Here is a 24,722-nt window from a genome sequence, read left to right as displayed (position 1 = left end):
TTTAACATAGTTTAAAAGCGAATATTCCCAGAAAAAGAGCTGTAGGCGCATCTACTTGCTCTTTTACTCTTTCTATACCCCTGAAGTATGTGTAAATATGTAAGCGAGACCATTACTTCCTTACACTTTCTTGCTCTTCTCCAACAGTAATGTTTTTTTAATCCCCCTAAAATCCTGTGTTAAGAATTACAACTCAAGGAATAGTAAGATGAAACCAATAATTAATACGCTGGCGTGTGCTATAACTGTCAGTTTATTAGTCAGTGGCTGTAACGATAACAACAAACGCAGCATACTGATCACAGATCATTCACAGCTTAACAAAGCACAAGGTATTTGGAATAAACACGCATACGGTGAGGTTTTATCCATTGCAGATGGACGTATCAAGCACTATGAATATAACAGTTATGCATGTACACAGATAAGTGACAATAGTTATCAAGACTTCATGCAAAATAGTGTCAGCCAGTTACACCTAATGGGCTCTGCCTTTTTAGCCGTCAAAGAAAAAGGCAGCGTACACAGCGACACACTTTTCAAAGTAACCCACCTCCCTGAGTCGTGTAAAACGCCCATTCAAACAGCGCAGCCGAGTACACCAACGCAAGTTTTTGAATATTTTTGGCATGCTTTTAATGATTATTACGCTTTCTTTGAACTGCACAGCGTTGATTGGCAAGCACAGTATGTCACTTATGCCCCACAGATCCACGATGGCATGACTGACGACGAGCTCTTTGATGTGCTCTCACAAATGGTTTCGCCATTGCAAGACGCCCACGTTTCAATAAAGAATGATGCTAAATCCTTTACAAGTATGAAACCTGCGCCAGCGCTTAGAAGTGCCCACGGTAAGGCCAGATCATACCTACGCTTTGGATTACACATAAACACCATGGACGTGCTCAACGATATGTTGGATGACTATCAAGATACAACAGCCAGCTACGTCACTACAGAAAGCTTAAAAAGCTTTCCCCATGAAACTGACATTAAAACCCTGATTTGGGGAATAACACCAGACAATGTTGGTATTTTGGTGATCAACAATATGGCGCAATATCATTCAGACCCAAATGCAACTGAACAACAGCAATATACGGCGGCGCAAGCATTAATTGATAAGGTTATGGGTGACCTAAAAGACACCGACGGGCTCATTTTAGACATTAGGAACAACCTTGGCGGAGACGATATTATTGCCACAACGATTGCCAATCGCTTCACCAATAAACGTCAAATGGCTTATAAAAAACAGGCAATTAACCGCGCAGGTAGAACCACACCCAGTGTCTTTTTAATTGGCGGCAAAAACGAAGCGTATACCAAGCCTGTTTACATGCTAACCAGCCAAGTGACGGTCAGCGCAGGTGAAGTGTTTGCGATGGCAATGAAACAGCTTCCTCACGTGACCCAAATTGGTGAGGAAACCTCTGGTGCATTTTCTGATATTCTTAGTTTTACCCTACCTAATGGTTGGGAAATTGGCCTATCCAACGAAGTATACAGCAATGCTAAAGGGGAGAGCTTTGAACGCACAGGCTTGCAACCAGATGTGCACATCAGCGCCTATTCAAGCCTAGAAAACGAAATACAGCGTTTTGCAACTTACGACTATGCGCTTGAAATGATGGGCAAGAAAACCTCACCGCAAATAAGTGTCAGCGAATTTGAACAACAAGTTAAAAAACATGTAGAGCAAGGTGTCATTCCCGGACTCGCCGTTGCCGTTATAAATAATGGTCAGGTTAAATATGCCAACGGCTTTGGTATCGCTGATGAACAAAATACTCCGGTTAATGCTGACACCCCGTTTTACATTGCCTCTGTCAGTAAAGCACTCGTAGGAGCGACCTTGGCACATGCGGTAACAGAGCAGACCATTTCGCTTGATGACAATATCGCACCGCTCTTACCATTTGCAATAGATGTTATACCAGCTCAGAAAACCCCAGTTACTTTACGGCACTTGATCACACACACCAGCGGTATTATCGACGCAACTCCAGCGTATTTATGTGCTTATTATATTCACGAAACAAAACAAAATATTAGCGATGCCATGATGGGCACCAACACCTGTGATGAACAGATTAACCCAGATTTACAACGCTATTTGTCTGATTACCTAAATCTCGACGGCAGACATTATCAATCGGCAAACTTCACCTCTCAGTATGGCTATAACACAGGTGAAGTGTATATTTACTCAAATATTGCCACTGCCGTTGCGGCATATGCCTTAGAGCAAAAACGTAATACACCATTTGTTGAGCTCGCACAAAACTACATATTCACGCCACTCAATATGAATAACAGCACATGGGGCATTGGTAAACCTGCCAATAATGTGGCAACACGATTTGTACATCACCCACAAACGGGCGAGCGCATGGCAATGCCAAGCTATGGCGCAATCACTTATGCTGATGGTTCTGCTATTTCAACGGTTAATGATCTGTCACGCTTTTTGATTGCGAGCATGAATAACGGCAAAATTGACCAACAACAGGTACTCTCTGAAGCGGCTGTTAAAGCGATGCTGACTCCTCAAACAATAACACCTGTACCTAGTCGTGATATTGGTTATTTTTGGGAACTTGATGGCGACTTTATTCACCATGATGGTTCAGACCCAGGTGTTATGTCTCGAATGATTGGTAACGTAAAAACTCAAAATGGTGTTATTTTGCTAAGTAATGGCGATGACAACCACGAGCCGAATGCCCTAGCGTTAAATACTATTTTGCATTTAGCGCTACAATTGGCTAATTCAAAATAACAACCAAAAGTAAAAGCGGTGCCAGTGCACCGCTTTAGAAATTGACTACTCGCGAAGCTGATTATGCTTTGTTTGGCACAATTTGGATCTCTACTCGCCTGTTTTTGGCTCTGCCTTGCTCATTTGCATTGCTGGCAATAGGAGCCGACTCACCCATGCCTTGTGTGTGTATGCGAGCTGCAAGCACTTGCTGGCCTAGCAGGTAATTCTTAACGCTGTTAGCTCTTTGTTCACTTAATTGCTGGTTAAGCTGCGTTGAACCGGTGCTGTCGGTATGCCCCACAATAGTTAAAAAGGTTTTTTCATACTTGTTCATCACCTTAGTGATGGCATCCAATGTGTGATAAAAGTTTGGAGAGATACTCGCCTGCCCAGATGCAAAAGTAATATTGCTAGGCATCACAAGACGCATATTGTCGCCTTCGCGGATCACCTCAACACCCGACCCAGCCAACTCCTCTCTAAAAGCAGCTTCTTGTTTATCCATATAATCGCCAATGGCAGCGCCAGCTAACGCGCCAATTGCGGCACCAATAAAAATACGCTTATCTTTATGATTACCAGTCGCTTTACCTAACACAGCACCCGTAGCAGCGCCAATCGACGCACCTTTGCCAGTATTGGTCATTTCGCAGCCACTTAGCAATGCTAAACCCAGTGTTATGGCAATCACTTTTTGCTTATTCATCATATGGTTTTCCCCAAACAATTTTTTGTTCAGGCTAACGGGTGTTGTATGAATGGCATATTAATTTATGCCGTTTATTGCATCAGTTCAGGAGGGATTGGCGGCAAAGCATAAGGAGCTATCAGCTTATCTAATAACTTGTTTTTAGCCAATTCTTGCATGTTCTCTTTGATATCTTCCGCCGCATGTGTTTGAGAAAACTTCCGGCTAAATGCCATATAACCGTAAATAACGTTGGTATGGCGATAGTGCATTTTTTCTAGCTGAGAGATGGGCTGTTTGAGCACTTTCATGGCAACTTCTGCGGTATCTTCTATCGCAATCGCTAAATCTACCCGACCTTTTAGCACCAAATCCAATGCAACCTGCTCGGAAGTCACATCTACTTTGTTCAGTTTCTTGTCTTGGTCAAAGCGCTCAAAAAAAGCCGCGCCTCTCATTACTGCTATACGCTTACCGTACAAATCCTCGAATCGAGAAACAGATAAATCGCTGCCTTTTTGGGCATAAAAAACATAGGAGGAGGAAAATGCCATATAAGGAGGGTCTACAAAAACCATGCTATTTTGACGAGCTGGCGTTTTTATAAGCCCCCCCATAACATCGACTTCGCCTTGTTCTAGCATGCGTAAACAGCGAGACACAGGACATGGAACAGCACGAACTTGATATTTGTTTGCAGCCGTAGCTCGAATGATATCCAAAATGAGTCCTGAAGACTCTCCTTCATTACTCACCGAACTATACGGAGGGGCGTGATCAACTGCCACATGAATAGCGCGATGATCAGCATACGCATTACTACTTAAGTAAAAGCAGAGAAACAACAAAGACAATACTAATTGCTGCAAATTCAAATACCTCTAACTTTGACATAACCTTGTCACTTGTTCACGAAATCAATAAAACACATCAAGTGGAAATAAATATGTCACAATAGCATGTCACCATACAAAGTTAACTGTATCACAAGGCAAACCATGGCACTGAGTATTTTTTATCAATTTTTTTTACTTGGCTGTACCAGCTTTGGCGGCCCTGCTGCGCATTTAGGTATATTTAAAAAGCACTTCGTTGATAATCTAGGTTGGATCCGAAGTGAACAGTACGGCACGATGATCAGCTTATCTCAAATCCTACCAGGACCTGGGTCGAGTCAAGTTGGCTTTGCGATAGGCTTAGAGCGCGGTGGTATTGCCGGAGGTATCGCTGCGTTTATCGGCTTTACGCTCCCCTCCTTTTTAATCATGTTAATGCTCGCTATGACAGCCTCACAGATGCATGGCGTGCTCGATAACATTATTACAGGGCTAAAACTTTTTGCCGTTGTTATCGTTGCCGATGCCATCTTAAGCATGGCAAAAAGTTTTTGTAAAACCACCCCACTAAAAGTCGTTACTTTTGCAAGCACATTGATATTATTAACTTTTCCAACCTTGCATACTCAATTATGGTTGCTAGCAAGCACCACATTGATTGCGTGTGTATATCGTTTTAGCACCGTTCCAGATAGCCAAAAAGTCATAACCTCAACACCCAAATGGCCTGTGCTTGCTTTGTTCATTGGATTATTCGTTTTAACCTTTTTTAGTTTACCCAACGACACTTTTGCACAATTTTATCAAGCCGGTGCGTTAGTGTTTGGTGGAGGGCATGTGGTATTACCGTTGCTACAAAATACGGTGCTGGGGCTCACTCAAGAGAGCTTTTTAACCGCTTATGCTGCGGCGCAAGCGGTGCCTGGGCCGATGTTTAGCATTGCTACATACTTAGGTGCAGAACTAGAGGGTGCAAACAGCATCATGTCGGCGTTGCAAGCTACTATCGCTATTTTCTTGCCCGGATTACTGCTGATGTGGGCATGTCATCACAATTGGCAATCGCTGAGTTCGTTACCACGATTCGCAAGTATTACGGCCGCATTGAATGCCGCCGTAGTGGGCTTGTTAACAGCGGCATTTTATAATCCAATCTGGCAATCAGCCGTTCATTCTCTTTGGCATATCGCCGCGGTGATCACAGGCTTTGTATTGCTAAAGTATTTTCAGCCACCGATTTGGATGATGTTATTACTATTTAGTGGATTGGGTGTGTTACTGCCACATCTGCCCTGAAAAATTCTGGTATGGGCGTAATTCAAAATCGCCCATCACTGCCAGCATATGGTCAAAAATGTCGGCTTGTAAGTGCTCATAGACTACCCACCTTTTGTCTGAACTGAAGCAGTAAAACTCAACGGGCAGACCATTGTGCGCTGGAGCAAGTTCTCTGACCATCAACACACACTCTTTGCTTATCGCAGGATGCTGCTGCAAATATTGTTCGGCATAACGACGAAACAGCCCCAAATTTGTGGTTTTATCGGGCCATTGTTCAAGGTTTTTTAACTCACTAAACTGATTTTGTATGCGAGCAACTTCATTCCCATCCAGCACTCGAATACTATGCATGTCCACCAGTATGGCTCGCTTGATACGTCGCCCTGCCGACTCTTGCATCGCACGCCAATTCTTAAATGAATCCGAAATAAGCATATAAGTTGGGATCGTGGTCACGGTATTGTCCCAGTTGCGAACACGTACGGTATTTAAACCCAAATCAATAACTTCACCATTTGCGCCAAAAGCGTCAACTTGGATCCAGTCGCCCGTTTTTACCAAACGATTCGCAGCAATTTGTATACTCGCAACCAGTCCTAAAATTGTATCTTTGAAAACTAATAAGGTAATAGCCGCAATCGCACCAAAGCCCGACAAAATATAGGTAGGTGATTTATCCAATACCAAACTAATCACCAAGATACCGCTGATAATAAATGTCATCAGCTTAGTTACTTGCACTATGCCTTGTATTGGTACATCTTGCGCAAAACGTAGTTGGTTATAAATGGCGTGTGCGAGATTAACCATGCCACTGAATAAGAAGCCCGAAACGATCACCAGTACCACTTGCCCTAACGACTGCAGTACCCCCATCACCCAGTTAGGAGCAACTAGTACCTTATCATTGAAGGCTAAAAACGCGACGCTACAGATCATCGCCGCTAAACGCCCTGTCACTTTATTGAGTTCTGGCGCTAGATGACCAATACGGGTTGGCGAGACGCGCATAAGACCTTTTTGAATGGTTGGAAACACCAACCGCCTAGTAAATAGATAAAGAAGGACAAGCCCAATAAAACCGACACTGTTTGCCGTTAGTGCACTGAGCAAGTTCCCCTGCGGCACGCTGGCAAACCAAGGGTCGAATAGATCCGTTAAATGTACCAATGTCATAGTGGTGCAGTTTCCTTACTAGTCTGCGGGCCCATTTTGCTGTGCTCATGCAACTGTTGTGTTATTTGTTCATCTTTGGCATGCCACAGTGCATTTAAAAAATTTTGAAAACGAATTCGATACTCTTTATCTAATTGATAGCTACCCTGAGGTACACAGTGCATATCATATAATTCAATTGCTACATGAATACTGTGTAACTGGCCTAGCATAAAACTTCTGCAAATATGTTGATCTAGGGCCTGATACACTAAGGTGGTACTTAACAGACCATCCAGCTGTTCATTGAGCACTTCTAGCGCAAACGCCGTCCCCCCAGCCTTAGGCTTAAGCAGATGTTGATATTCACTACCTTGCTTGTACTGTTTTTGCGGTGTAAAGCGAGTTCCTTCGGCAAAGTTAATCACCGTCGTTGGGTGGCGTCTAAAGTTACGGCAACTTTGTTTGGTGCGCTCAACATCCAAGCCCTTTAGTTTTGGATTATTGGCTATTTGAGCCTTGCTCGCTCGCTTCATAAACGGCATGCCCATGGCCCATGCACCTGTACCAATAAAAGGGATATATTTCAACTCATCTTTGAGAAAAAACTTAGGTGCAGGCAATGCCTCAACGGCACTCAATACGACTATATCGAGCCAACTAATGTGATTTGCAACCAGTAGATACCAGCCTTGTTGTTTTACCTGCTCAGGCACGACGATATTCAGACTTTCACAGCCTATCTCAAGCCCTAGCCTATTACCTTTGCACCACATCCCATAGGCGATATGCAAAAGATGAGATACGGCATTAATAGGTATACACAGCTTAACTAACCCCAGAGCAAAAACAATAAAGCCACAAATAATGGTATTTACAAGTAAAACTAAAGTAGCACAACAGCCGAAAAACCAATTTGGTAAAACATTTCTAAGCATTTGCAACCTCATGGATTATTTATTCTGAACTACTTAACTGCCGCAGTTGCTCATCCTTTTGTTGCCATAAGTGATTCAGTTCGCTTTGAAAACGTACTCTAAAATCACTGTCATTACTATAATCACCAATCAAGTTTTCACTGACCGGTAAAATCTCCACATGCACATCCACTTGCTTAACTCGCCCGCTAACAAAGTCAATAAATGTGGGGATACCATCTGGATAGTGAATGGTAATATTGACCACTTTACTAATTTGCTCGCCCATGGCTTGCATCACAAAAGCAATACCGCCGGCTTTTGGTTTTAGTAAATGCTGATATGGACTGTTTTGACGTCGGTGCTTATCGTCAGTATATCGCGTACCCTCAACAAAGTTGACGATACTCACTGGCATTGTTTTAAACTTTTCACAGGCTTTGCGTGTTGTCTCAACATCTTTGCCTTTGAGTTTAGGGTTTTTCTTAAGTTGGCTTTTACTGGTACGAGTCATAAATGGAAAATCTAATGCCCACCACGCCAAACCTAAAAAAGGCACATATAACAATTCCTTTTTCAAAAAGAAATTTAAAAAAGGAATTTTTTTATGCAACACACGCTGCATAACCAAAATATCAACCCAGCTTTGATGATTTGCTATCACCAAGTACCAGTCACGTTGTCTGAGGTTATCTAGACCAACTACATTTAAAGTAAATGGAGAGAGTAATCGCTGATTCCAAGTATTACCAGCAACCCACAAGCCGGCGCACGCTTTAGCAAACCGACTGCATATCTTTTGTAGTGGCGCAATTGGTAATAACTTAATCAGACCAAATATAAAAATTGGCACAAACCAGAATAGCGTGTTTAGAGCATACAGTAGCAAACTCAAAATACAACGTAACAACGACATGCAATGCTTCCTTTACAACCAAACCAACTGGCTTAGCTCTATTATGCTTAACTAAGCCCTTAATATGGCAAAAGATGATACCTTGTTTTCGATAGGCAAAAAACCTAACAACTGATAATTTATCTAATCTTCAAAATACGTGTAACCTGCTAGCCCAGCGTTTAACTCCAGTAAATATTGCTCTCTAAGTTGTTCATCTGCAACGCTGTGTTTAATCCTATCGACAAAGTTTTGCGCAAGTTGCGTATGGTCGTAATCAACAAATTTTAAAACATCTTGTACGCTGTCACCTTTTATCGCATTTGTTAATGTATAGCCCTCGTCACCAAGCTCTACATGCACCGAGTCTGTATCGCCAAATAAGTTGTGTAAATCACCTAAGATCTCCTGATACGCCCCCACCATAAACATGGCGATATGGTACTGCTGACCGGGCACATATGGCGGAATGGGTAAACTAGACTCAATACCTGAGCCTTCCACATAATCACGAATTTGGCCATCAGAGTCACAAGTTATATCTTGCAAAATAGCTCTTTGCGTCAATGGTTTGTCCAAAGACTCTATTGGCATAACAGGGAATAACTGCTGAATACCCCATACATCTGGCAACGACTGAAACAGTGAAAAGTTTACAAACAGTTTGTCTGCCAGTTTTTCGTTTAAATCATCAAGCACTTCTCTATGCGTGCGCGCATTTTCATTGAGTAACTCTCTGACTCGATGGAGTATGGTGAAGTATAACTGCTCTATCTGAGCCCACTGAGTCATGCTAACCAAGCCATGTACATACTGAGCATGCGCTTCACTGAATAGATGCATTGCATCGTGATAAGTTTCTAGTGCTAAACGCGCGGTGATACGACTATATGCTAGCCAAAGTTCTTGTAAGATAGCATGCGCATCATCTGATGGCGCTTCAGGTGTGCGATGATTTGGCGCCTTTTCAACGTCGATCACATCAGTAATGAGAACTGCATGGTGGGCCGTTAACGCGCGTCCTGACTCAGTAATAATCGCTGGGTGAGCCAAATCATGTTGCTCACATACCTCTGCAAAAGCACTTACAACATTGCGAGCATATTCAGCAACCGTATAATTCATAGAACATGCGCTACGAGATCCAGACCCTTCATAGTCAACACCTAGACCGCCCCCCACATCAACGGTTTTTAGTGGAACGCCTAACTGAGAGAGTTCAGCAAAATGACGAGCACACTCTTTAAGAGCACGATGAATATCTCGAATGTTTGCTATCTGAGAACCAATATGAAAATGCACTAAGTTCATCAAATGTAATTTATTCGCAGCTCTGAGCATGTCTACGGCTTCAAGCACCTGCCCAGCAGTTAGGCCAAATTTACCCTTTTCGCCTCCGGTGTTTTGCCACTTACCTTTACCCACCGAATTCAAACGAATGCGAATACCAATGGCAGGCTCAATCTTTAAATCATCAATCTCTTTGATTAACGTTGTCAGCTCAGACAACTTTTCAACCACAATATTCACTTTGTGGCCCATCGCTTGGCCAATACATGCCAACCTTAAAAACTCACTATCTTTATAGCCATTACAAACAATCGTGATAGGCGTGGTTGCTACACCTAAAATAGCCATAAGCTCTGGTTTTGACCCAGCCTCTAATCCTACTTGACCACTTGGGTGTGCCAACAATTTGGTGACAACAGAACGTTGCTGATTCACTTTGATGGGATAAACACAATTGTACTGGCCCTGATAATCTCGTTGCTGGCACGCAAGCGTGAATGCTTGTGTCATGGTATCAACACGGTGCTTTAAAATATCGGTAAAACGCACCAGCACGGGTAAAGTTAAACCCTGGGCTTTAAATTCTTCTGTTAGTTGATTAAGCGAAATAGGGGCTTTGTTGTGGTCGCCATCAGGATAGGCTACTAGCTCACCTTGAGCATTAATATCAAAATACCCTTCACTCCAATGAGCGACATTGTAAATTTCTCGCGCAGTATCTAAACCCCAAGTCATGGCTTTCTCACTTAATCATGTAAAAACGTGTAGTTTAATACGTGAATAACGCCATGGCGATAGTACTTTGTCAGTATTAACAACAAAGGTACAAAACATACCTAAACGCTGTTGACTCAAAAAAAAAAAAAAAGATAATGAAAACGCAAAGTAAACAAAATATAAATTAAGTTTAAGGGATTATAAATGAAAAAACGAATTCTAGCAGCTATCACCATTACTGGACTACTGAGTCACTGTGCAATCGCTGGCACCAATAATGCGGTAAGCAGTGTTGTAATTAGTAAGTATCATTCGTTGCAAAATGCGTTGCTGACGGATGCCAATGCGGTTGGGATCAGCAAAGAGCGTTACGCTTTTGCAGCGCTGAAATACGAACGTTTTATGACAAAGCTGGCAACTCCTGCTGGATACGAGGATACTGATGTCCCAGCAGACATCCTGCCTTTTAACCAAATTCCCGAGGTCATTGAAGCTAAGCATCAAGCTGACGAGTTTTCACCCGAGTTTCAAAAACGCCTGACAAGCGCAATCAACATTAATGATGCTAAGTTAGCAAGCTACCTGCAGCTTTCCGTTGATGAGCTTTACCCGTTTATAAAAGAATATGCGCAATCGGTCATAGATGGTGACGTTATAACTAAAAATAAGTTTAACAAAGACGATGCATCAATCATGGATTGAGATAGTGGAATATACATGCCGTTCCGAATGTGGAAATTTTGGTATGACAAGCTTAGATTACATGTATCTACAAGATATGTTAAAAGGTTACCATAATGGTGGCTTTTATACCGATGTAAAGGTTGTTACCCGCAATCGTGATGGTTCTTTGCATAATGTCGCAACATGGCGAGTTCGTGCAGATGGCTTGATTTGAAAGCAAAGAGCCGAAAGATGTGAAAGTGAAATTGGCTGCTACCAAGAGCCTTAGTAAATACACATCGAAAGTAGATGCTTTAGGCACTCCCCTAAAGCATTTTTTAAATCACAATCTAAAACATTGTGTCATTAAACTGATAACGATGCTGTTTTTTTAAGTTACTTATAGAAGGATACTTCCATTGAAGAAATTAATTTTGAGTGCCCTGTTTGCCTCGCCTCTATACCGTAACATCGCAATGGCAGCTTCATTAAATTATCCAAAAACCTCCGGCTTGAATGCTAACAAAAGGTGACATGCCGCACCAAACGCAACACCAGAAACACAAAAAAAACAATTGACACAAAATAGCAAAAAAAACAACATCCCACAAAAAGGTACATAAATAATCAATAAAATTAATTAATCAAAGGAAAAACAATGAAAAAATTAGCTATGGCCGTATGTATTTTGACTACGACGTTGTGCGGGAATGCATTTGCACAAACACCCGACAACGGCCATGAACTCACTACATTAGAATTGGTAAGCCAATACCAAAATGATGCTCAGAGAATAGGACTAGATGAGTACAGTTATATCAACGCAGTGCAACGATATACTCAATATATGTATTCTTTTTCACCAGAAAAATATGGTGAGGTTAAAGGTGTTGGGGATATTTTACCCATGAATCAGCTACCCGCTTTCGTTAAAGTGTTACAAGGAGCAGAAATAACACCTGAGCTTGTAACTGAATGGGTAAAACAAAAAAACATCAATAATGCTAAGCTAGCAAACTTTTTACAAATAGATGTAAAATTTTTAGATAAGTTTGAAAAAGTGTATACACAAGCCATGGCCGCAGGGAAAACAATTGGCAAAAATAAAACACTTATCGAATCATATGCTGCACACGAAAGGATCATAGTCGAGTTTTCATGTCGAGATGTCTGTTCTGGTTTTGGTGCGGACCCTCGAGATTACGTTGAACTGGCACGGGAAGCTGATAAAGTTAAAGTCAATGGATGGGTCAAAGAGTTTGTTGTAAAGTTTTATTCCAAAGATGGTCAATACGTCAAGACTGAAATATGGAAAAAAGACAGAAGGGATAACATATGGAAAGAGAGAGCTGCGAACTGCGATAGCGATATTGCTTGCCACGTAGAGCCATAAATACACATTGCAATTAGATGCGCTAGGCACTCCCCTAAAGCATTTTTTAAATCACAATCTAAAACATTGTGTCATTAAACTGATAACGATGCTGTTTTTTTAAGTTACTTATAGAAGGACACTATCCATTGAAAAAGCTAATTTTGAGCACCTTGTTTGCCTCATCTCTATGTAGCAGCGCCGCCATGGCTGCGGACATACGAGCCACAACTTATAGTAGTGCAAGCGTCGCTCTAGCAGCCCAGCAAGCAAATATTCACTTAGACACCTTTACACAAGCAATAATAAAATATGAAGCTTGGTTAGCGAGCATTGACAACCAAGCACATCGCTCAACTGATGATGCGCAAGAGATTAAACCATTTAATCAACTTGAGGCAATGCGCGCACTTACCAATGGCGCCCAATATACGCCACAGTTACAAGCAGATCTGCTCACCCAGTACAACGACAATCAAGCTAAACTCGCCACTTATTTAGGTTTATCTGTAGATGATCTTATGCCCTTTGTTAAGAGTCATGCAGACCTATATATGAAGGCACAAGCAAGCAACTAGAATTTGTCTGGCTCGGTAATGATACTGAGCCTCACTTACTTTCACTAAAGTTAAGCGCTGTCAGCACATTAGTCGATATACCCAGAAAACTTCCAGTCATAACTCCGTCAAATACGCTAAAATAAATTGAGAACAGCGCAAAGCGCTGGCAAAATTAGCGTTTACAATATTGTGAGTGTAATAACAGATATGTCGAATTTAGAAGCAAATCGTTGGTTTACTGAGGTGAGCGACCGCGATGGCAGTGCATTTTCACTGCGCATCAACAAGAAATTAGATGAGATCCAATCACCATTTCAAAATGTTGAAATGTATGAAACAACCAATTACGGCAACCTGATGATCATTGATGGTTGCACTATGGTCAGCACCAGAGAAAACTTTTTCTATCATGAGATGATGAGCCATCCTGCGCTGTTTTCTCACCCCGCACCAAAAAATGTGGTGATCATTGGTGGTGGTGACTGTGGCACCCTGCGTGAAGTATTAAAACACCCTAGCGTTGAAAGCGTAACTCAAATTGATATCGACGAAGTCGTAACACAAATGTCACTTAAGTACTTTCCAGAGCTTTGTGAGTCTAACAATGACCCAAGAGCAACGGTTATGTTTGATGACGGCATTAAATACATGCGCGAAGCAGCGCCTGAGTCTATCGATGTGATCATCGTTGATGGCACCGACCCAGTAGGTCCTGGTGAAGGTTTATTTAATCACGCATTTTACACAAGTTGTCTAAACGCACTGCGCCTAGGCGGTATTATGGTTCAACAAAGTGAGTCACCGCTTACTCACATGCCGTTATTACTAGAAATGCGCGATGCCATGTTAGAGGTGGGTTTTGTGGACTTACAAACTTTACCATTCCCTCAGCCTATTTATCCAAGCGGGTTATGGTCAGCAACGCTGGCACGTAAAGGTGAAAAGTTTAATGGCTTCAGAGAGACGGATGCAGACAACGCGGCGTTTTCAACTGAATACTACAACACAGGTATTCACAAAGGAGCACTAGCAACTCCTAACTTTATGAAACGTGCGTTTACCAAATAATTTAGACAGCCTTTTATAAAAAACCCAAGCATCGCTTGGGTTTTTTTATATTCTGCATTGAGCTAAGTTTATTTGTGATATTTAGCGCTGAATTCATGTACGGCATTAATAAATACACCGGCGTTTTCAGGGTCAACATCAGGCGTGATCCCGTGACCTAAATTGAATACATGTCCAGAACCTTCACCAAAGCCAGCTAAGATTGATTGAACTTCTTCACGAATACGCTCAGGCGTGCCGTGCAGCATGGCAGGGTCCATATTCCCTTGTAGCGCAACTTTGTCGCCAACTCGACGTTTTGCATCGGCAATATCTATTGTCCAGTCTAAACCAATTGCATCACAGCCTGTGGCTGCAATAGCTTCAATCCATTGGCCACCACTTTTGGTAAATAACGTGACAGGCACTTTACGACCATCATGTTCACGAATTAAACCGTCAACAATCTTATGCATGTACTGCAGCGAGAATTCTTTATAATCACGAGGGCTTAGCACGCCACCCCATGAGTCAAATATCATTAAAGATTGGGCACCCGCTTTGATTTGCGCATTTAAATAGTCGATGACTGAGTCAGCCAATTTATCTAACAACAAATGCAGCGTTTGTGGCTCAGCGAAAGCCATTTTTTTGATCTTACCAAAGGTTTTGCTGCTTCCGCCTTCAACCATATAAGTGGCTAATGTCCACGGAGAACCCGAAAAACCAATGAGAGGTACTTCGCCTTTTAACTCTCTGCGAATAGTGCTGACGGCATTCATTACGTAACCCAACTCATCGGTTGGGTCGATATTTGGAATGTTTTTAACATCCTGTAATGAGCTGATCGGACGCTCAAATTTCGGTCCTTCGCCAGTTTCAAAATATAGGCCTAACCCCATCGCATCAGGAATCGTAAGAATATCGCTAAATAAAATAGCAGCATCAAGTGGGTAACGACGCAGAGGCTGCAACGTCACTTCACATGCAAGTTCTGCATTTTTACACAAACTCATAAAGTCGCCAGCCTGTGCACGGGTTGCACGATATTCAGGTAAATAACGACCTGCCTGACGCATCATCCACACTGGAGTAACATCAACGGGCTGTTTCATCAACGCACGTAAATAACGATCGTTTTTCAATTCGCTCATAGCGTATCTCGATTCCAAAGCTTTAAAAATTGTGCAGATTGTAACACTATCTTGGCGAGCACTCTATCTAAACCAAAGCGCAAATTCACCAACCTATGATCTAGATTAAACCCCAGTTAACTCAAAATGTTAGAAAATCAGCGTTAAAAACAAACAAAAAACATGTCATATAACTATTTACAACATAGGTAAAAACTTGTTATAAAAATGCCGCGTTACAAAAATAACAACAATACACCTTTATAATAAGAATAAAAATAGTTATCAAATAGCTAAACTGCATTATAACCACCTCTTCAGGTGGTTTTTCTTTATGTATATACACAAAAAAGGAACGTTATAATAATCATACAGTTACAATGTTTTTCATTAATAAAAATAAAAATAGGTTGACCTTTGCCACAGATTTCCTTTTTATAGAATAAAATAGTCCGCAATAGGAGATCGCTATGCTTTCGAGGTTAGAACAAGCCCAAGAAAAATGGGGAGGCAGCCATAGTGTTATTGATGCATGGTTAGCAGAACGACAAGAATTATTACTGCAGTACTATAAAATTGCGGGATTTTCTCCTTATGATAAAAAGGATCATGCCTTACCGGATCAAATGCAGATCCAATCTTTTTGCCAAATTCTGATGGATTACCTTTCTGCTGGGCATTTTGAAATTTACGACAATCTAGTCGAAGCATGTGAAGAGAAAGGCCCCGATAGTGCCAAGCTTGCTAAGGCTCTGTATCCGCGAATAGCTGATACAACTGATGTCGCTTTAGATTTCAATGATAAATACGCTGAAAACGCACAAGATCAGGTACTACAAGACTTTGACAAAGACTTATCTCATCTAGGTGAAGTACTAGAGTCTCGTTTTGAGTTAGAAGACGAGTTAATTGATAATTTATACGCCAATCATAGCGACTAATACTCACTACGTAGCGGAACGCATTGAGTATTAAAAAAGGGCCATTTGGCCCTTTTTTACTATCTAAACATCCGCTTATTCAGCTTCCGCTTTTTTCTCTTCTTCTTGAATTTCAAGTAATTCAACTTCGAAAATCAATGTAGAGTTTGCAGGGATCTTACCTAAGTTACGCTCGCCGTAACCTAACTCAGCAGGGATTGTGAACTTAAATTTAGAGCCAACTGGCATTAGCTGTAAACCTTCAGTCCAACCTTTGATCACTTGACGAAGGCCAAAAGTAGCAGGTTGATTACGTGCATATGAGCTGTCGAACTCAGTACCGTCAAGTAAAGTACCTTTGTAATGTACTTTAACTACATCTGTATCTAATGGCTTTTTACCTTCACCTGTAGAAATCACTTCATATTGAAGACCTGAGTCAGTAACCACTACACCGTCTTTTTTAGCATTTTCAGCTAAATACTTCTCACCTTCAGCCTTGTTTTGCTCAGCTTCAAGCTTCACTTTTTCTGCTTGTTTCTCACGCACAGATGTATCAAGTGCAGTCAGTACTTCACGAATTTTCGCTTCGTCAAGTTGCGCGCTACCTGCAAGTGCATCTTCAAAACCACGCTTTAAAAGTGCTTGGTCAAGCTCAATACCAAAGCCTTTCTTGTCTGCTAAGTCTTTTTGTAAAAAGTTACCAACTGACGCACCAATGCCGTAGGCTTGCTGCTGTGCTTCTGTTTCTAGTTTTAATTCAGCTGGTTTTTCTTCTGCTTTTTGGTTACACGCAGCCAGTGCAAGTACCGATGCTGCTACCAAAGACAATTTAATCGTCTGTTTCATTACTCTCTCTCCGACAAGCCTCTCGGCTGTCTGTTAATATTATATTAATGGTTAAATCTATATTAGTCACATTACCATTCATCGTGAAAGATGCCAAATTGTAACGCACTAAAGCAGATGTATAACGTTTTCTGTGACTTGTAGCGACTTTGTGATAACGATACGCTACTATCAAAGTAACAATGCAAGCAAAGTGTTTAGAGTCTTCTAGTCTACCTTGTGTAACTCACAGCGTTAAGGGGAAATACCCACATTATGCCCAAACTTGATCGCTTATTGCTGATTACTGCGCTATTTTTCTTAAGTAGCTGTACCCCAGCTGATAAAAAAGCCGATTTAACCGTTGAGCATGCCGCCCGCGGCGCATTTGCTGCAGCTATTTCACACGATGGCCGTTACAGTTTAGTGTCATCCGTTGAACATGGTGTCAGTCTTTGGGACAATCAAGTCCACGGATTAAAATACCAATGGCAACAATCCAAACCAGATGGCAATTTAGTTCATTCATTGGCCATCGCTTATGATAATAGTGTTGCAGTGACCGCAGAGAATGAAACTTTTGCTATTTGGGACATTGCCACAGGTAAAAACCTCGGCTTCTATCAAATCCAAACAGGCACCATCCGCGATATCGCTGTGAGCAACCAAGGTCACTTTGTGTTATATGGTCGTAGCGATAACGTGGTTGTGCATCTGGACTTAGAGAGCGGAAGACGGATAGAGTTCCTTGGGCACCAAGAAAAAATTAATTCTATCGCTTTATCTCCCAATGGCGCCTTTGCGCTAACTGGGGCAAATGACTATACCGCTTATTTTTGGGACACTCGTACAGGCCAAGTTATCCACCGTTTCAACCACCCTAGCCGCGTAACAAAAGTAGCGTTAGATGCATCCGGACAATATGCTTTTACCGCTGATAGTTTGAAAAAAGCCAGTATTTGGCAGCTGACATCAGGTGATCTCGTCTCACAATTGCAGTATATTGCGCGCCAGAAAATATTTAGCGCGGTACGCTTCAATCAATCTGCCACCTTACTTGCCACTGGTTCACCAAATAGAGAGCTGACTTTGTGGCGCGTAAAAGATGGACAAAAGCTTGGCCTTTGGAAAGTACAAGCGCGCGAAGGTAGTCGGCCTAAATCGGCAGTCGTGTTCGATGTCACATTTCTCGAACAAAAAAATGCTTTAATGACTGAAAGTTCCAGCGGCTTGTTAGAGCGCTTTGATCAAGTGGAGACCCAATGACAGAATTAGAAAATCGCATTACGGAGCTAGAAGCAAAAGTGGCTTTTCAAGATGATACCATTGAAACCCTTAATGACGAGCTTAAAATGCACCAGCAAAGATTGGCGAAAATGCAGCGTCAAATAGAGCTATTGGGTGAAAAAATAAAAGAAAGCCGTGAAGAAGGCTTAATGCCGCAGCATCAAGAACCACCGCCGCCGCATTACTAACTATTACGCCAGAGGTTTACTCTGGCTTAAACACACCGATCACTTGCTCAAATTGGCGAGTAGATGCTTGGACAGCTTCCTCTGGTTGCGTCATGGTATGACCACACTTTACACACTCAACCTTTTCAACATCATGCTCTTTAAATAGCATCATCACATCGAGTTCTTTGCACTCAGGACACGATGCCCCAGCGATAAAGCGCTTTTTTTGTCTCATGGCTTGCCCCTACAACTAATAGCCAACATTTCTGGTCACTATTTTACCGCAAACCCACAAGATAGCATACGTTTGTGTGAGATATACGCTGATAATCGACACATCTTTTTCACTGACTTAAACACAATTGTTCATGATATGATGCGCCTTAATTCGAGTTTTAAAATAGAGCATTATGATCCAGCTGTCTGATATTGAATTACTGCGCGGTACAAAAAGTTTATTAAAAGATGCCAGCGCCACGTTGTTTCCTGAGCATAAAGTCGGCCTTGTTGGGGCTAATGGCTGCGGAAAGTCGTCACTTTTTGCCCTCCTCAAAGGCGAGCTCACTTTGGATGCTGGAGAGCTGCAAATTCCCAAAGACTGGTCTATTGCCTCTGTTAAACAAGAAACGCCCGCATTAGAAATAAGTGCACTGGATTACGTGCTGCAAGGGCATCCCGAGTATTATCAATGTCGCGTTGCGCTACAACAAGCAGAGCTAGCGCAAGATGGTGCCAAACAAGCTAAAGTTCACCAGCAGCTAGAACTGATGAAAGGCTATAGCATCGAAGCCAAAGCAGGTGAGCTGTTGCATGGCTTGGGCTTTAGTAATGAACAAATTACGCACTCTGTCAGCGCGTTTTCGGGTGGTTGGCGTATGCGTTTGAACTTAGCGCAAGCGCTTATTCGTGACGCCGATTTATTATTACTGGATGAGCCAACCAACCACTTAGATTTAGATGCCGTTTACTGGTTAGAGCGATTCTTGCGAGCCTATACCGGTACGCTTGTACTTATCTCTCACGATAGAGAATTTTTAGATGCGGTGGTAGATCAGATCTGGCACATAGACCAGCAAAAAATTAATGTTTATAAAGGTCATTACTCGCAATTTGAGCGCCAAAAAGCAGAGCGTATGGCACAGCACCAAGCCCTATTTGCCAAGCAGCAAGAACAAATAGCTCACTTAGAAAAGTTCATTACGCGCTTTAAAGCAAAAGCCAGTAAAGCAAAGCAAGCACAGAGCCGTGTAAAAGCACTAGAACGCATGGAAAAATTAGCCCCTGCCCATGCCGATTCTCCTTTTGATTTTGAATTTGCAGAGCCGACAACTCTGCCAAACCCACTGATGACACTAGATGGTGCACAGGCGGGCTATGGCGACGTAACCATATTGCACAAAATTAAACTTAATTTGGTACCAGGTAGTCGCATCGCATTACTAGGTCGCAACGGTGCTGGTAAATCAACTCTCATTAAACTTTTGGCGGGTGAACTGAAGCCGCAATCGGGTGACGTGTTTATGCATCAAGGTTTGAAAGTCGGCTATTTTGCCCAGCATCAGCTGGAATCGCTCGATTTAGGTGCCAGTGCGGTCACGCATATTCAACGCCTAGACCCAAAAGCCAGCGAGCAGTCCTTGCGAGACTTTTTAGGTGGTTTTGCGTTTCATGGTGATAAGGCACTTGAGCCTGTTGCACCGTTTTCTGGTGGCGAAAAAGCCCGACTGGTATTGGCTATGCTAGTTTACCAAAAGCCGAACTTACTGCTGCTGGATGAGCCAACCAACCACTTAGATTTGGAAATGCGCCACGCATTGGTTATGGCTTTGCAAGGCTTTGAAGGGGCGATGGTAACCGTATCTCACGACCGTCATATGCTGAAAAATACTGCGGATGAGTACTATTTAGTCGACAACGGTGAAGTCACGCAGTTTGGCTATGATTTAGATGCTTACTACCAATGGCTACTCAACGCCAATAAAGAAGCCAGCAAAAAGCCACAAGATCAGCATAAAGCGCACTCCAGTGTTAATCGAAAAGAGCAAAAACGTCTTGAAGCGGAGTTTAGAAAATCCGTACAGCCATTGAAGAAAAACATTGAGAAGCTTGAAAAGTCACTCGATAACTATTCAGAACAACTTGCTGAAATCGAACAGCAGCTTGCTGACAATGATATCTATCAAGAGGAAAATAAGGCCAAACTTACCGAGCTACTCGCTCAGCAAGCCAAAGTAACGCCACTACTCAATGAAGTAGAAGAGTCACTATTATTTGCCCTAGAAGAGCTTGAAGAAAAACAAGCCGAGTTTGAGCAAAGTATTGACGCATGAGTACGTTAGATGAACAGGCTTTTTGGCTGTTTTCGTGTGCTGTGTATCAGCAAGGCAGTGCGCAGCACACCTTGCTGAACCTACAAGATGAGCAACAAAAGAACATTAACTTATGCCTGTTGTTGCTTTATCTTGAAACACTCAATTTACAGCTCACCGAACACTTAATGACACAGCTTGAGGCTGTTTGCAAAGACCTAGACACCCATCTTCTAATACCCCATCGTGCAATACGAAAAACACTCAAGCAGCAGTTTATTGACCATCAAAGTTATAGCAAGATACGTCAACAGCTACTCAACAGCGAACTGCAATTGGAGCAGCTTCAGCAATCAGAGCTTATCGGTGTGCTTAAACATGCTCACTTAACAACCATAATTCCCAGCAATAACCTTGCACTGTATCTTGATAAAAACCACATCAAGCAACTAAAAATGAGCTTAATCGCCGATAAACCATGATCGAGATCAAGCTCTGAGTATCGCTTTCGCCTGCCCGGTTTGAAACTTGATCGAGATCATATCTCCCCTATCTCTCCTCAACTAAGATTACTTCATCGACAAGTTAGGAGGCATCAGCCATGAACGTATTCTTTAGAGATTTTTTCAGTGACCCAGTGTTGTTTCTCTCTTTTGGGATTTTAGGCGTGGTGATTGGACTATGTATCTTCTACGTTTACTACTTCATTAAAAAAGTACAAGAAGCTGAAGTACCAAATTAATTATTTAAGCCTATGTTGAGCTTGATGATCCATGCATTAAATCAACATTAAGGGTGTTAACGACCCGATTACTGGTTCCCCCAGAAGTAAAAGAATTAAGCACGACGCACAAAGCACCTTACTAACCTTGTTAGTCGGGTGCTTTTTATTTTTGCACTCAACAGTTTTAATGATCTTTGCTACACTGCTGCCACCTTGGATTGTAAGACGCTTTATGGACTACTCATTTAACAGCGCATGGTGGATGCGCAATCGACATGCTCAAACAATTTTGCCGCGCTTTTTTCGACCACTGCAAAAAGTGCCTGTTAAATTTGAAGAATTAACCACCCCAGATGGCGATTTTTTAGAATTAGCTTGGGCTAAAGAGCAACGCCCTAATGCACCTCTTGCGATTGTGTTACATGGCCTAGAGGGGAACATTAATAGTTTTTACGCCAAAGGTATGCTCAAAGCACTCACCCAAAAAGGCTTTGATGCCGTACTGATGCATTTTCGTAACTGTTCTCGACAGGCTAACCGCTTACCGCGTGCTTATCACAGTGGCGAAACCTCTGATCTTGGCTTTTTAATACATACTCTTAAACAACGTTATGTTGATAGACCTTTGTACGCGGTAGGGTTTTCTTTGGGTGGCAACGTGTTAGCTAAGTATTTGGGTGAGCAGCAAACGCAAAGTGGTTTACATGGCGCGGCGGTGATCTCTGCGCCTCATCACTTGTCATCATCGTGCCAAGTGATCAGAAAAAGCTGTTATGGTCTTTATCAAAAATATTTGCTCGATAGAATGAAGCGCTCTTTTGCACGCAAACTCGACACCATTACAGACGTGTTAACAGTTGATGAGCAGCAGCTTTATGCCATCGATGATTTATGGCAGTTTGATAATTTGATCACAGCCCCGCTGCATGGTTTTGAAAATGCCGAGGATTACTATGCAAAAGCCAGTGCCCAAAATTATCTCAAAGATATCACCACCCCTACGTTGGTGATCCACGCAGAAGACGACCCTATGTTGTCGTCACAAGCAGTCCCAAAACCTGAGCAAGTAAGTGATAACGTCACGCTCGCAGTATCTAGCACTGGCGGGCACGTAGGTTTTATTAGTGGCACAAACCCACTGAAACCACAATTTTGGCTAGAAAAAGTGGTGCCCCACTATTTTAACGAGCTGAACCAAAGGAAACTAAAGTGATCATCCCTTACCAACAATTAGACACAGACACCTTAAACAACCTGATTGAACATTACGTGCTTCGTGAAGGCACTGATTATGGGGATCAGGAGTTCTCTACAGAAACCAAAGTAGAACATGTAAAGGCGCAATTAAAAAGTGGCGAAGCCGTCATTGTGTTTTCGCAGTTACATGAGTCTGTCAACATCGTCTCAAAGGCGCAATTTCAAGCTATGCGAGCTGAAGAATACCCGCAATACGAGTAACTGGTCGCAGACCATTTAGCCTACCGAAGTTTTCAGTTATAGTCTGGGTATACCAATAATTATTAAGGCAGGCTAATGACATTACGTTTTACTCTTTGCGCCCTTGCTTTGTCAGCATTATCTGTACAAGCACAGGACTATCAAGCGTCTGAACGCGCTTTGCGCATCGCTCAAAAAAGTATTCTTATCGATACTCATATCGACGTTCCCTATCGCATCAAAGATAAATGGGATGATGTCAGCCAAGCCACAGAAGGCGGAGACTTTGATTATCCGCGAGCTGTTAAAGGTGGCTTAAATGCGCCTTTTATGTCTATTTATATTCCCGCCAATCTTGAATTTGAAGGCAAAGGCAAAAGCTATCAATTGGCTAACCAGCTCATTGATGGCATGGAAGCGTTGGTGTTCAGAGCGCCAGATAAATTTGCGATGGCTAAATCAAGCAAAGATATCTACACCCATTTTAAACAAGGCAAAATATCCATTGCGATGGGGATGGAGAATGGCTCGCCGATAGAAGGAGAGTTAAAAAATCTAAAACATTTCTTTGACAGAGGTGTACGCTATATCACTTTAGCGCATTCGCAAAGCAACCATATTTCTGATTCATCTTATGATATCCGCCGCAAGTGGAAAGGCCTGAGCCCATTTGGTAAAGAACTCGTTGTTGAGATGAACAGAATCGGTATGCTCATCGATGTTTCTCATATTTCAGATGCCGCTTTTTATCAAGTGATGGAGCTGTCTAAAGTACCTGTCATCGCCTCTCACTCATCGCTACGTAAGTACACGCCTGGTTTTGAGCGTAATATGGATGATGAGATGCTCAAAGCACTGAAGAAAAATGGCGGGGTGATCCAAATTAATTTTGGTTCTAGCTTTGTCACAGCAAGCGCCCGTAATTGGTATGAACAACGTAATAAAGCAGATGAGAGAGAAACATACATAAAAGAAAACCCTTTCCCATACGCATCATTAGAGCAGGTACTAGATCATATTGACCATGTAGTAAAACTGATTGGCATCGATCATGTGGGTATTGGCTCTGACTATGATGGCGTGGGTGATTCTCTTCCTGCAGGCCTTAAAGATGTATCTAGCTACCCAAACCTTATTCAAGGCTTGTTAGATAGAGGGTATAGCGAAGGTCAGATCAAAAAAATTCTAAGTGGCAATACGCTGCGAGTGTGGCGTCAGGCTGAAGAGTACGCAACACAGTTTTAATATCTTCATGTAAGAGCAAAGTTCGCTTTGCTCTTATCAATCTTGTGATACCAGCGGGTGTTTAGCCACAAAAAATACAAGGCATCACATAATCAGGGAGCGAGTTTATTTAGAAAAACAAGAAAGTTCTAAAAGCCTGTTATCACAGGTGAAAAAGCTTTTGAAAATATTTAAGAAAGTGCTGAAAAACCGATGACCTTCGGCATAACCAAGAATTGGTTGCGGGAGCCGGATTTGAACCGACGACCTTCGGGTTATGAGCCCGACGAGCTACCAGGCTGCTCCATCCCGCGCCTGTGATTTGTAAGTGCTTTTTATACTTCTGACTCACTGATAGAAGTTTTACAGAACCAAAAAATTGGTTGCGGGAGCCGGATTTGAACCGACGACCTTCGGGTTATGAGCCCGACGAGCTACCAGGCTGCTCCATCCCGCGCCTGTAATTTGTAAGTGCTATTTTATACTTCTGACTCACTGAAGA

The 24,722-nt window shown here is 42.3% G+C and carries 25 protein-coding genes and 2 tRNA genes; 16 read left to right on the top strand and 11 right to left on the bottom strand.

Going from position 1 to position 24,722, the window contains the following annotated elements:
• Positions 1–208: 208 nt before the first annotated feature.
• Positions 209–2,785 (top strand): serine hydrolase, encoded by a 2,577-nt coding sequence (locus HC733_RS15085; RefSeq protein ID WP_190365850.1) that lies wholly within the window; start codon positions 209–211, stop codon positions 2,783–2,785.
• 61 nt (positions 2,786–2,846) lie between these two features.
• On the opposite strand, the gene HC733_RS15080 is transcribed toward HC733_RS15085, so the two are convergent.
• On the bottom strand, positions 2,847–3,473 hold the full coding sequence (locus HC733_RS15080) for an OmpA family protein (protein WP_446727643.1): 627 nt from the start codon (positions 3,471–3,473) through the stop codon (positions 2,847–2,849).
• 74 nt (positions 3,474–3,547) lie between these two features.
• On the bottom strand, positions 3,548–4,324 hold the full coding sequence (locus tag HC733_RS15075) for a substrate-binding periplasmic protein (RefSeq protein ID WP_238937569.1): 777 nt from the start codon (positions 4,322–4,324) through the stop codon (positions 3,548–3,550).
• A 129-nt stretch (positions 4,325–4,453) separates the two neighbouring features.
• On the opposite strand from HC733_RS15075, the gene chrA reads away from it, so the two are divergent.
• Positions 4,454–5,587, top strand: coding sequence for a chromate efflux transporter (gene chrA, locus HC733_RS15070; protein WP_190365848.1), 1,134 nt, complete (start codon positions 4,454–4,456; stop codon positions 5,585–5,587).
• Here chrA and HC733_RS15065 read toward each other — a convergent pair.
• The 4 genes from HC733_RS15065 to speA all read right to left on the bottom strand — a co-directional run bounded on the left by HC733_RS15065 (position 5,567) and on the right by speA (position 10,564).
• Positions 5,567–6,748, bottom strand: a complete 1,182-nt coding sequence (locus HC733_RS15065) for a mechanosensitive ion channel family protein (RefSeq protein WP_190365847.1) — start codon at positions 6,746–6,748, stop codon at positions 5,567–5,569. The genes chrA and HC733_RS15065 overlap by 21 nt on opposite strands.
• On the bottom strand, positions 6,745–7,665 hold the full coding sequence (locus HC733_RS15060; protein WP_190365846.1) for an acetyltransferase: 921 nt from the start codon (positions 7,663–7,665) through the stop codon (positions 6,745–6,747). Before HC733_RS15060 ends, HC733_RS15065 begins: the two co-directional genes overlap by 4 nt.
• Positions 7,666–7,684: 19 nt before the next feature.
• Positions 7,685–8,560: an acyltransferase gene (locus tag HC733_RS15055; protein WP_190365845.1), complete on the bottom strand. Its 876-nt coding sequence runs from the start codon at positions 8,558–8,560 to the stop codon at positions 7,685–7,687.
• A gap of 123 nt (positions 8,561–8,683) precedes the next feature.
• Positions 8,684–10,564 (bottom strand): biosynthetic arginine decarboxylase, encoded by a 1,881-nt coding sequence (gene speA, locus HC733_RS15050; RefSeq protein WP_190365844.1) that lies wholly within the window; start codon positions 10,562–10,564, stop codon positions 8,684–8,686.
• Positions 10,565–10,750: 186 nt separating this feature from the next.
• Between speA and HC733_RS15045 the strand changes: the two genes are divergently transcribed.
• The 5 genes from HC733_RS15045 to speE all read left to right on the top strand — a co-directional run bounded on the left by HC733_RS15045 (position 10,751) and on the right by speE (position 14,209).
• Positions 10,751–11,248, top strand: coding sequence for a hypothetical protein (locus HC733_RS15045; protein WP_190365843.1), 498 nt, complete (start codon positions 10,751–10,753; stop codon positions 11,246–11,248).
• A 43-nt stretch (positions 11,249–11,291) separates the two neighbouring features.
• Complete coding sequence (locus tag HC733_RS15040; protein ID WP_190365842.1) at positions 11,292–11,444, top strand: hypothetical protein; 153 nt, start codon at positions 11,292–11,294, stop codon at positions 11,442–11,444.
• 423 nt (positions 11,445–11,867) lie between these two features.
• Entirely contained in the window at positions 11,868–12,602 is a 735-nt protein-coding gene (locus tag HC733_RS15035; RefSeq protein ID WP_190365841.1) for a hypothetical protein, read from the top strand.
• A 128-nt stretch (positions 12,603–12,730) separates the two neighbouring features.
• Positions 12,731–13,159, top strand: a complete 429-nt coding sequence (locus HC733_RS15030; protein ID WP_190365840.1) for a hypothetical protein — start codon at positions 12,731–12,733, stop codon at positions 13,157–13,159.
• A 189-nt stretch (positions 13,160–13,348) separates the two neighbouring features.
• Positions 13,349–14,209, top strand: coding sequence for a polyamine aminopropyltransferase (speE, locus tag HC733_RS15025; protein WP_190365839.1), 861 nt, complete (start codon positions 13,349–13,351; stop codon positions 14,207–14,209).
• A gap of 68 nt (positions 14,210–14,277) precedes the next feature.
• Here the strand turns inward: speE and hemE are convergent, their stop codons facing one another.
• Complete coding sequence (hemE, locus tag HC733_RS15020; RefSeq protein WP_171627971.1) at positions 14,278–15,342, bottom strand: uroporphyrinogen decarboxylase; 1,065 nt, start codon at positions 15,340–15,342, stop codon at positions 14,278–14,280.
• 449 nt (positions 15,343–15,791) lie between these two features.
• On the opposite strand from hemE, the gene rsd reads away from it, so the two are divergent.
• Complete coding sequence (gene rsd / locus HC733_RS15015) at positions 15,792–16,262, top strand: sigma D regulator (protein WP_190365838.1); 471 nt, start codon at positions 15,792–15,794, stop codon at positions 16,260–16,262.
• Positions 16,263–16,337: 75 nt separating this feature from the next.
• Here the strand turns inward: rsd and fkpA are convergent, their stop codons facing one another.
• Positions 16,338–17,090: an FKBP-type peptidyl-prolyl cis-trans isomerase gene (fkpA, locus tag HC733_RS15010; protein WP_190365837.1), complete on the bottom strand. Its 753-nt coding sequence runs from the start codon at positions 17,088–17,090 to the stop codon at positions 16,338–16,340.
• A 255-nt stretch (positions 17,091–17,345) separates the two neighbouring features.
• Here fkpA and HC733_RS15005 point away from each other — a divergent pair, with 255 nt between their 5' ends.
• Entirely contained in the window at positions 17,346–18,335 is a 990-nt protein-coding gene (locus tag HC733_RS15005; protein ID WP_190365836.1) for a WD40 repeat domain-containing protein, read from the top strand.
• Entirely contained in the window at positions 18,332–18,544 is a 213-nt protein-coding gene (locus tag HC733_RS15000; RefSeq protein ID WP_190365835.1) for a SlyX family protein, read from the top strand. The genes HC733_RS15005 and HC733_RS15000 overlap by 4 nt, the downstream gene beginning before the upstream one ends.
• A gap of 16 nt (positions 18,545–18,560) precedes the next feature.
• Here HC733_RS15000 and HC733_RS14995 read toward each other — a convergent pair whose 3' ends face one another.
• Positions 18,561–18,761 carry a YheV family putative zinc ribbon protein gene (locus HC733_RS14995; RefSeq protein WP_190365834.1) on the bottom strand — a complete coding sequence of 67 codons (201 nt, stop codon included), beginning with the start codon at positions 18,759–18,761 and terminating at the stop codon, positions 18,561–18,563.
• Between the two features lie 175 nt (positions 18,762–18,936).
• On the opposite strand from HC733_RS14995, the gene HC733_RS14990 reads away from it, so the two are divergent.
• The 6 genes from HC733_RS14990 (at position 18,937) to HC733_RS14965 (ending at position 24,241) form a co-directional block, all read left to right on the top strand.
• Positions 18,937–20,856 carry an ATP-binding cassette domain-containing protein gene (locus tag HC733_RS14990; RefSeq protein ID WP_190365833.1) on the top strand — a complete coding sequence of 640 codons (1,920 nt, stop codon included), beginning with the start codon at positions 18,937–18,939 and terminating at the stop codon, positions 20,854–20,856.
• Positions 20,853–21,317 carry a TIGR02444 family protein gene (locus HC733_RS14985; RefSeq protein ID WP_190365832.1) on the top strand — a complete coding sequence of 155 codons (465 nt, stop codon included), beginning with the start codon at positions 20,853–20,855 and terminating at the stop codon, positions 21,315–21,317. Before HC733_RS14990 ends, HC733_RS14985 begins: the two co-directional genes overlap by 4 nt.
• A gap of 119 nt (positions 21,318–21,436) precedes the next feature.
• Positions 21,437–21,577, top strand: a complete 141-nt coding sequence (locus tag HC733_RS14980; RefSeq protein WP_152084616.1) for a DUF3149 domain-containing protein — start codon at positions 21,437–21,439, stop codon at positions 21,575–21,577.
• Positions 21,578–21,791: 214 nt separating this feature from the next.
• Complete coding sequence (locus tag HC733_RS14975) at positions 21,792–22,772, top strand: hydrolase (protein WP_190365860.1); 981 nt, start codon at positions 21,792–21,794, stop codon at positions 22,770–22,772.
• Positions 22,769–23,017, top strand: a complete 249-nt coding sequence (locus HC733_RS14970) for a YheU family protein (protein WP_190365831.1) — start codon at positions 22,769–22,771, stop codon at positions 23,015–23,017. The genes HC733_RS14975 and HC733_RS14970 overlap by 4 nt, the downstream gene beginning before the upstream one ends.
• A gap of 75 nt (positions 23,018–23,092) precedes the next feature.
• Positions 23,093–24,241 (top strand): dipeptidase, encoded by a 1,149-nt coding sequence (locus tag HC733_RS14965; RefSeq protein ID WP_190365830.1) that lies wholly within the window; start codon positions 23,093–23,095, stop codon positions 24,239–24,241.
• A 216-nt stretch (positions 24,242–24,457) separates the two neighbouring features.
• Here HC733_RS14965 and HC733_RS14960 read toward each other — a convergent pair.
• A tRNA-Met gene (locus HC733_RS14960) sits at positions 24,458–24,534 on the bottom strand.
• Between the two features lie 66 nt (positions 24,535–24,600).
• Positions 24,601–24,677: transfer RNA gene (locus HC733_RS14955), tRNA-Met, on the bottom strand.
• Positions 24,678–24,722 lie beyond the last annotated feature (45 nt).

The organism is Pseudoalteromonas sp. S16_S37, assembly GCF_014694405.1.
Lineage (GTDB): Bacteria > Pseudomonadota > Gammaproteobacteria > Enterobacterales > Alteromonadaceae > Pseudoalteromonas.
This window is presented reverse-complemented; position numbering and strand designations above follow the sequence as displayed.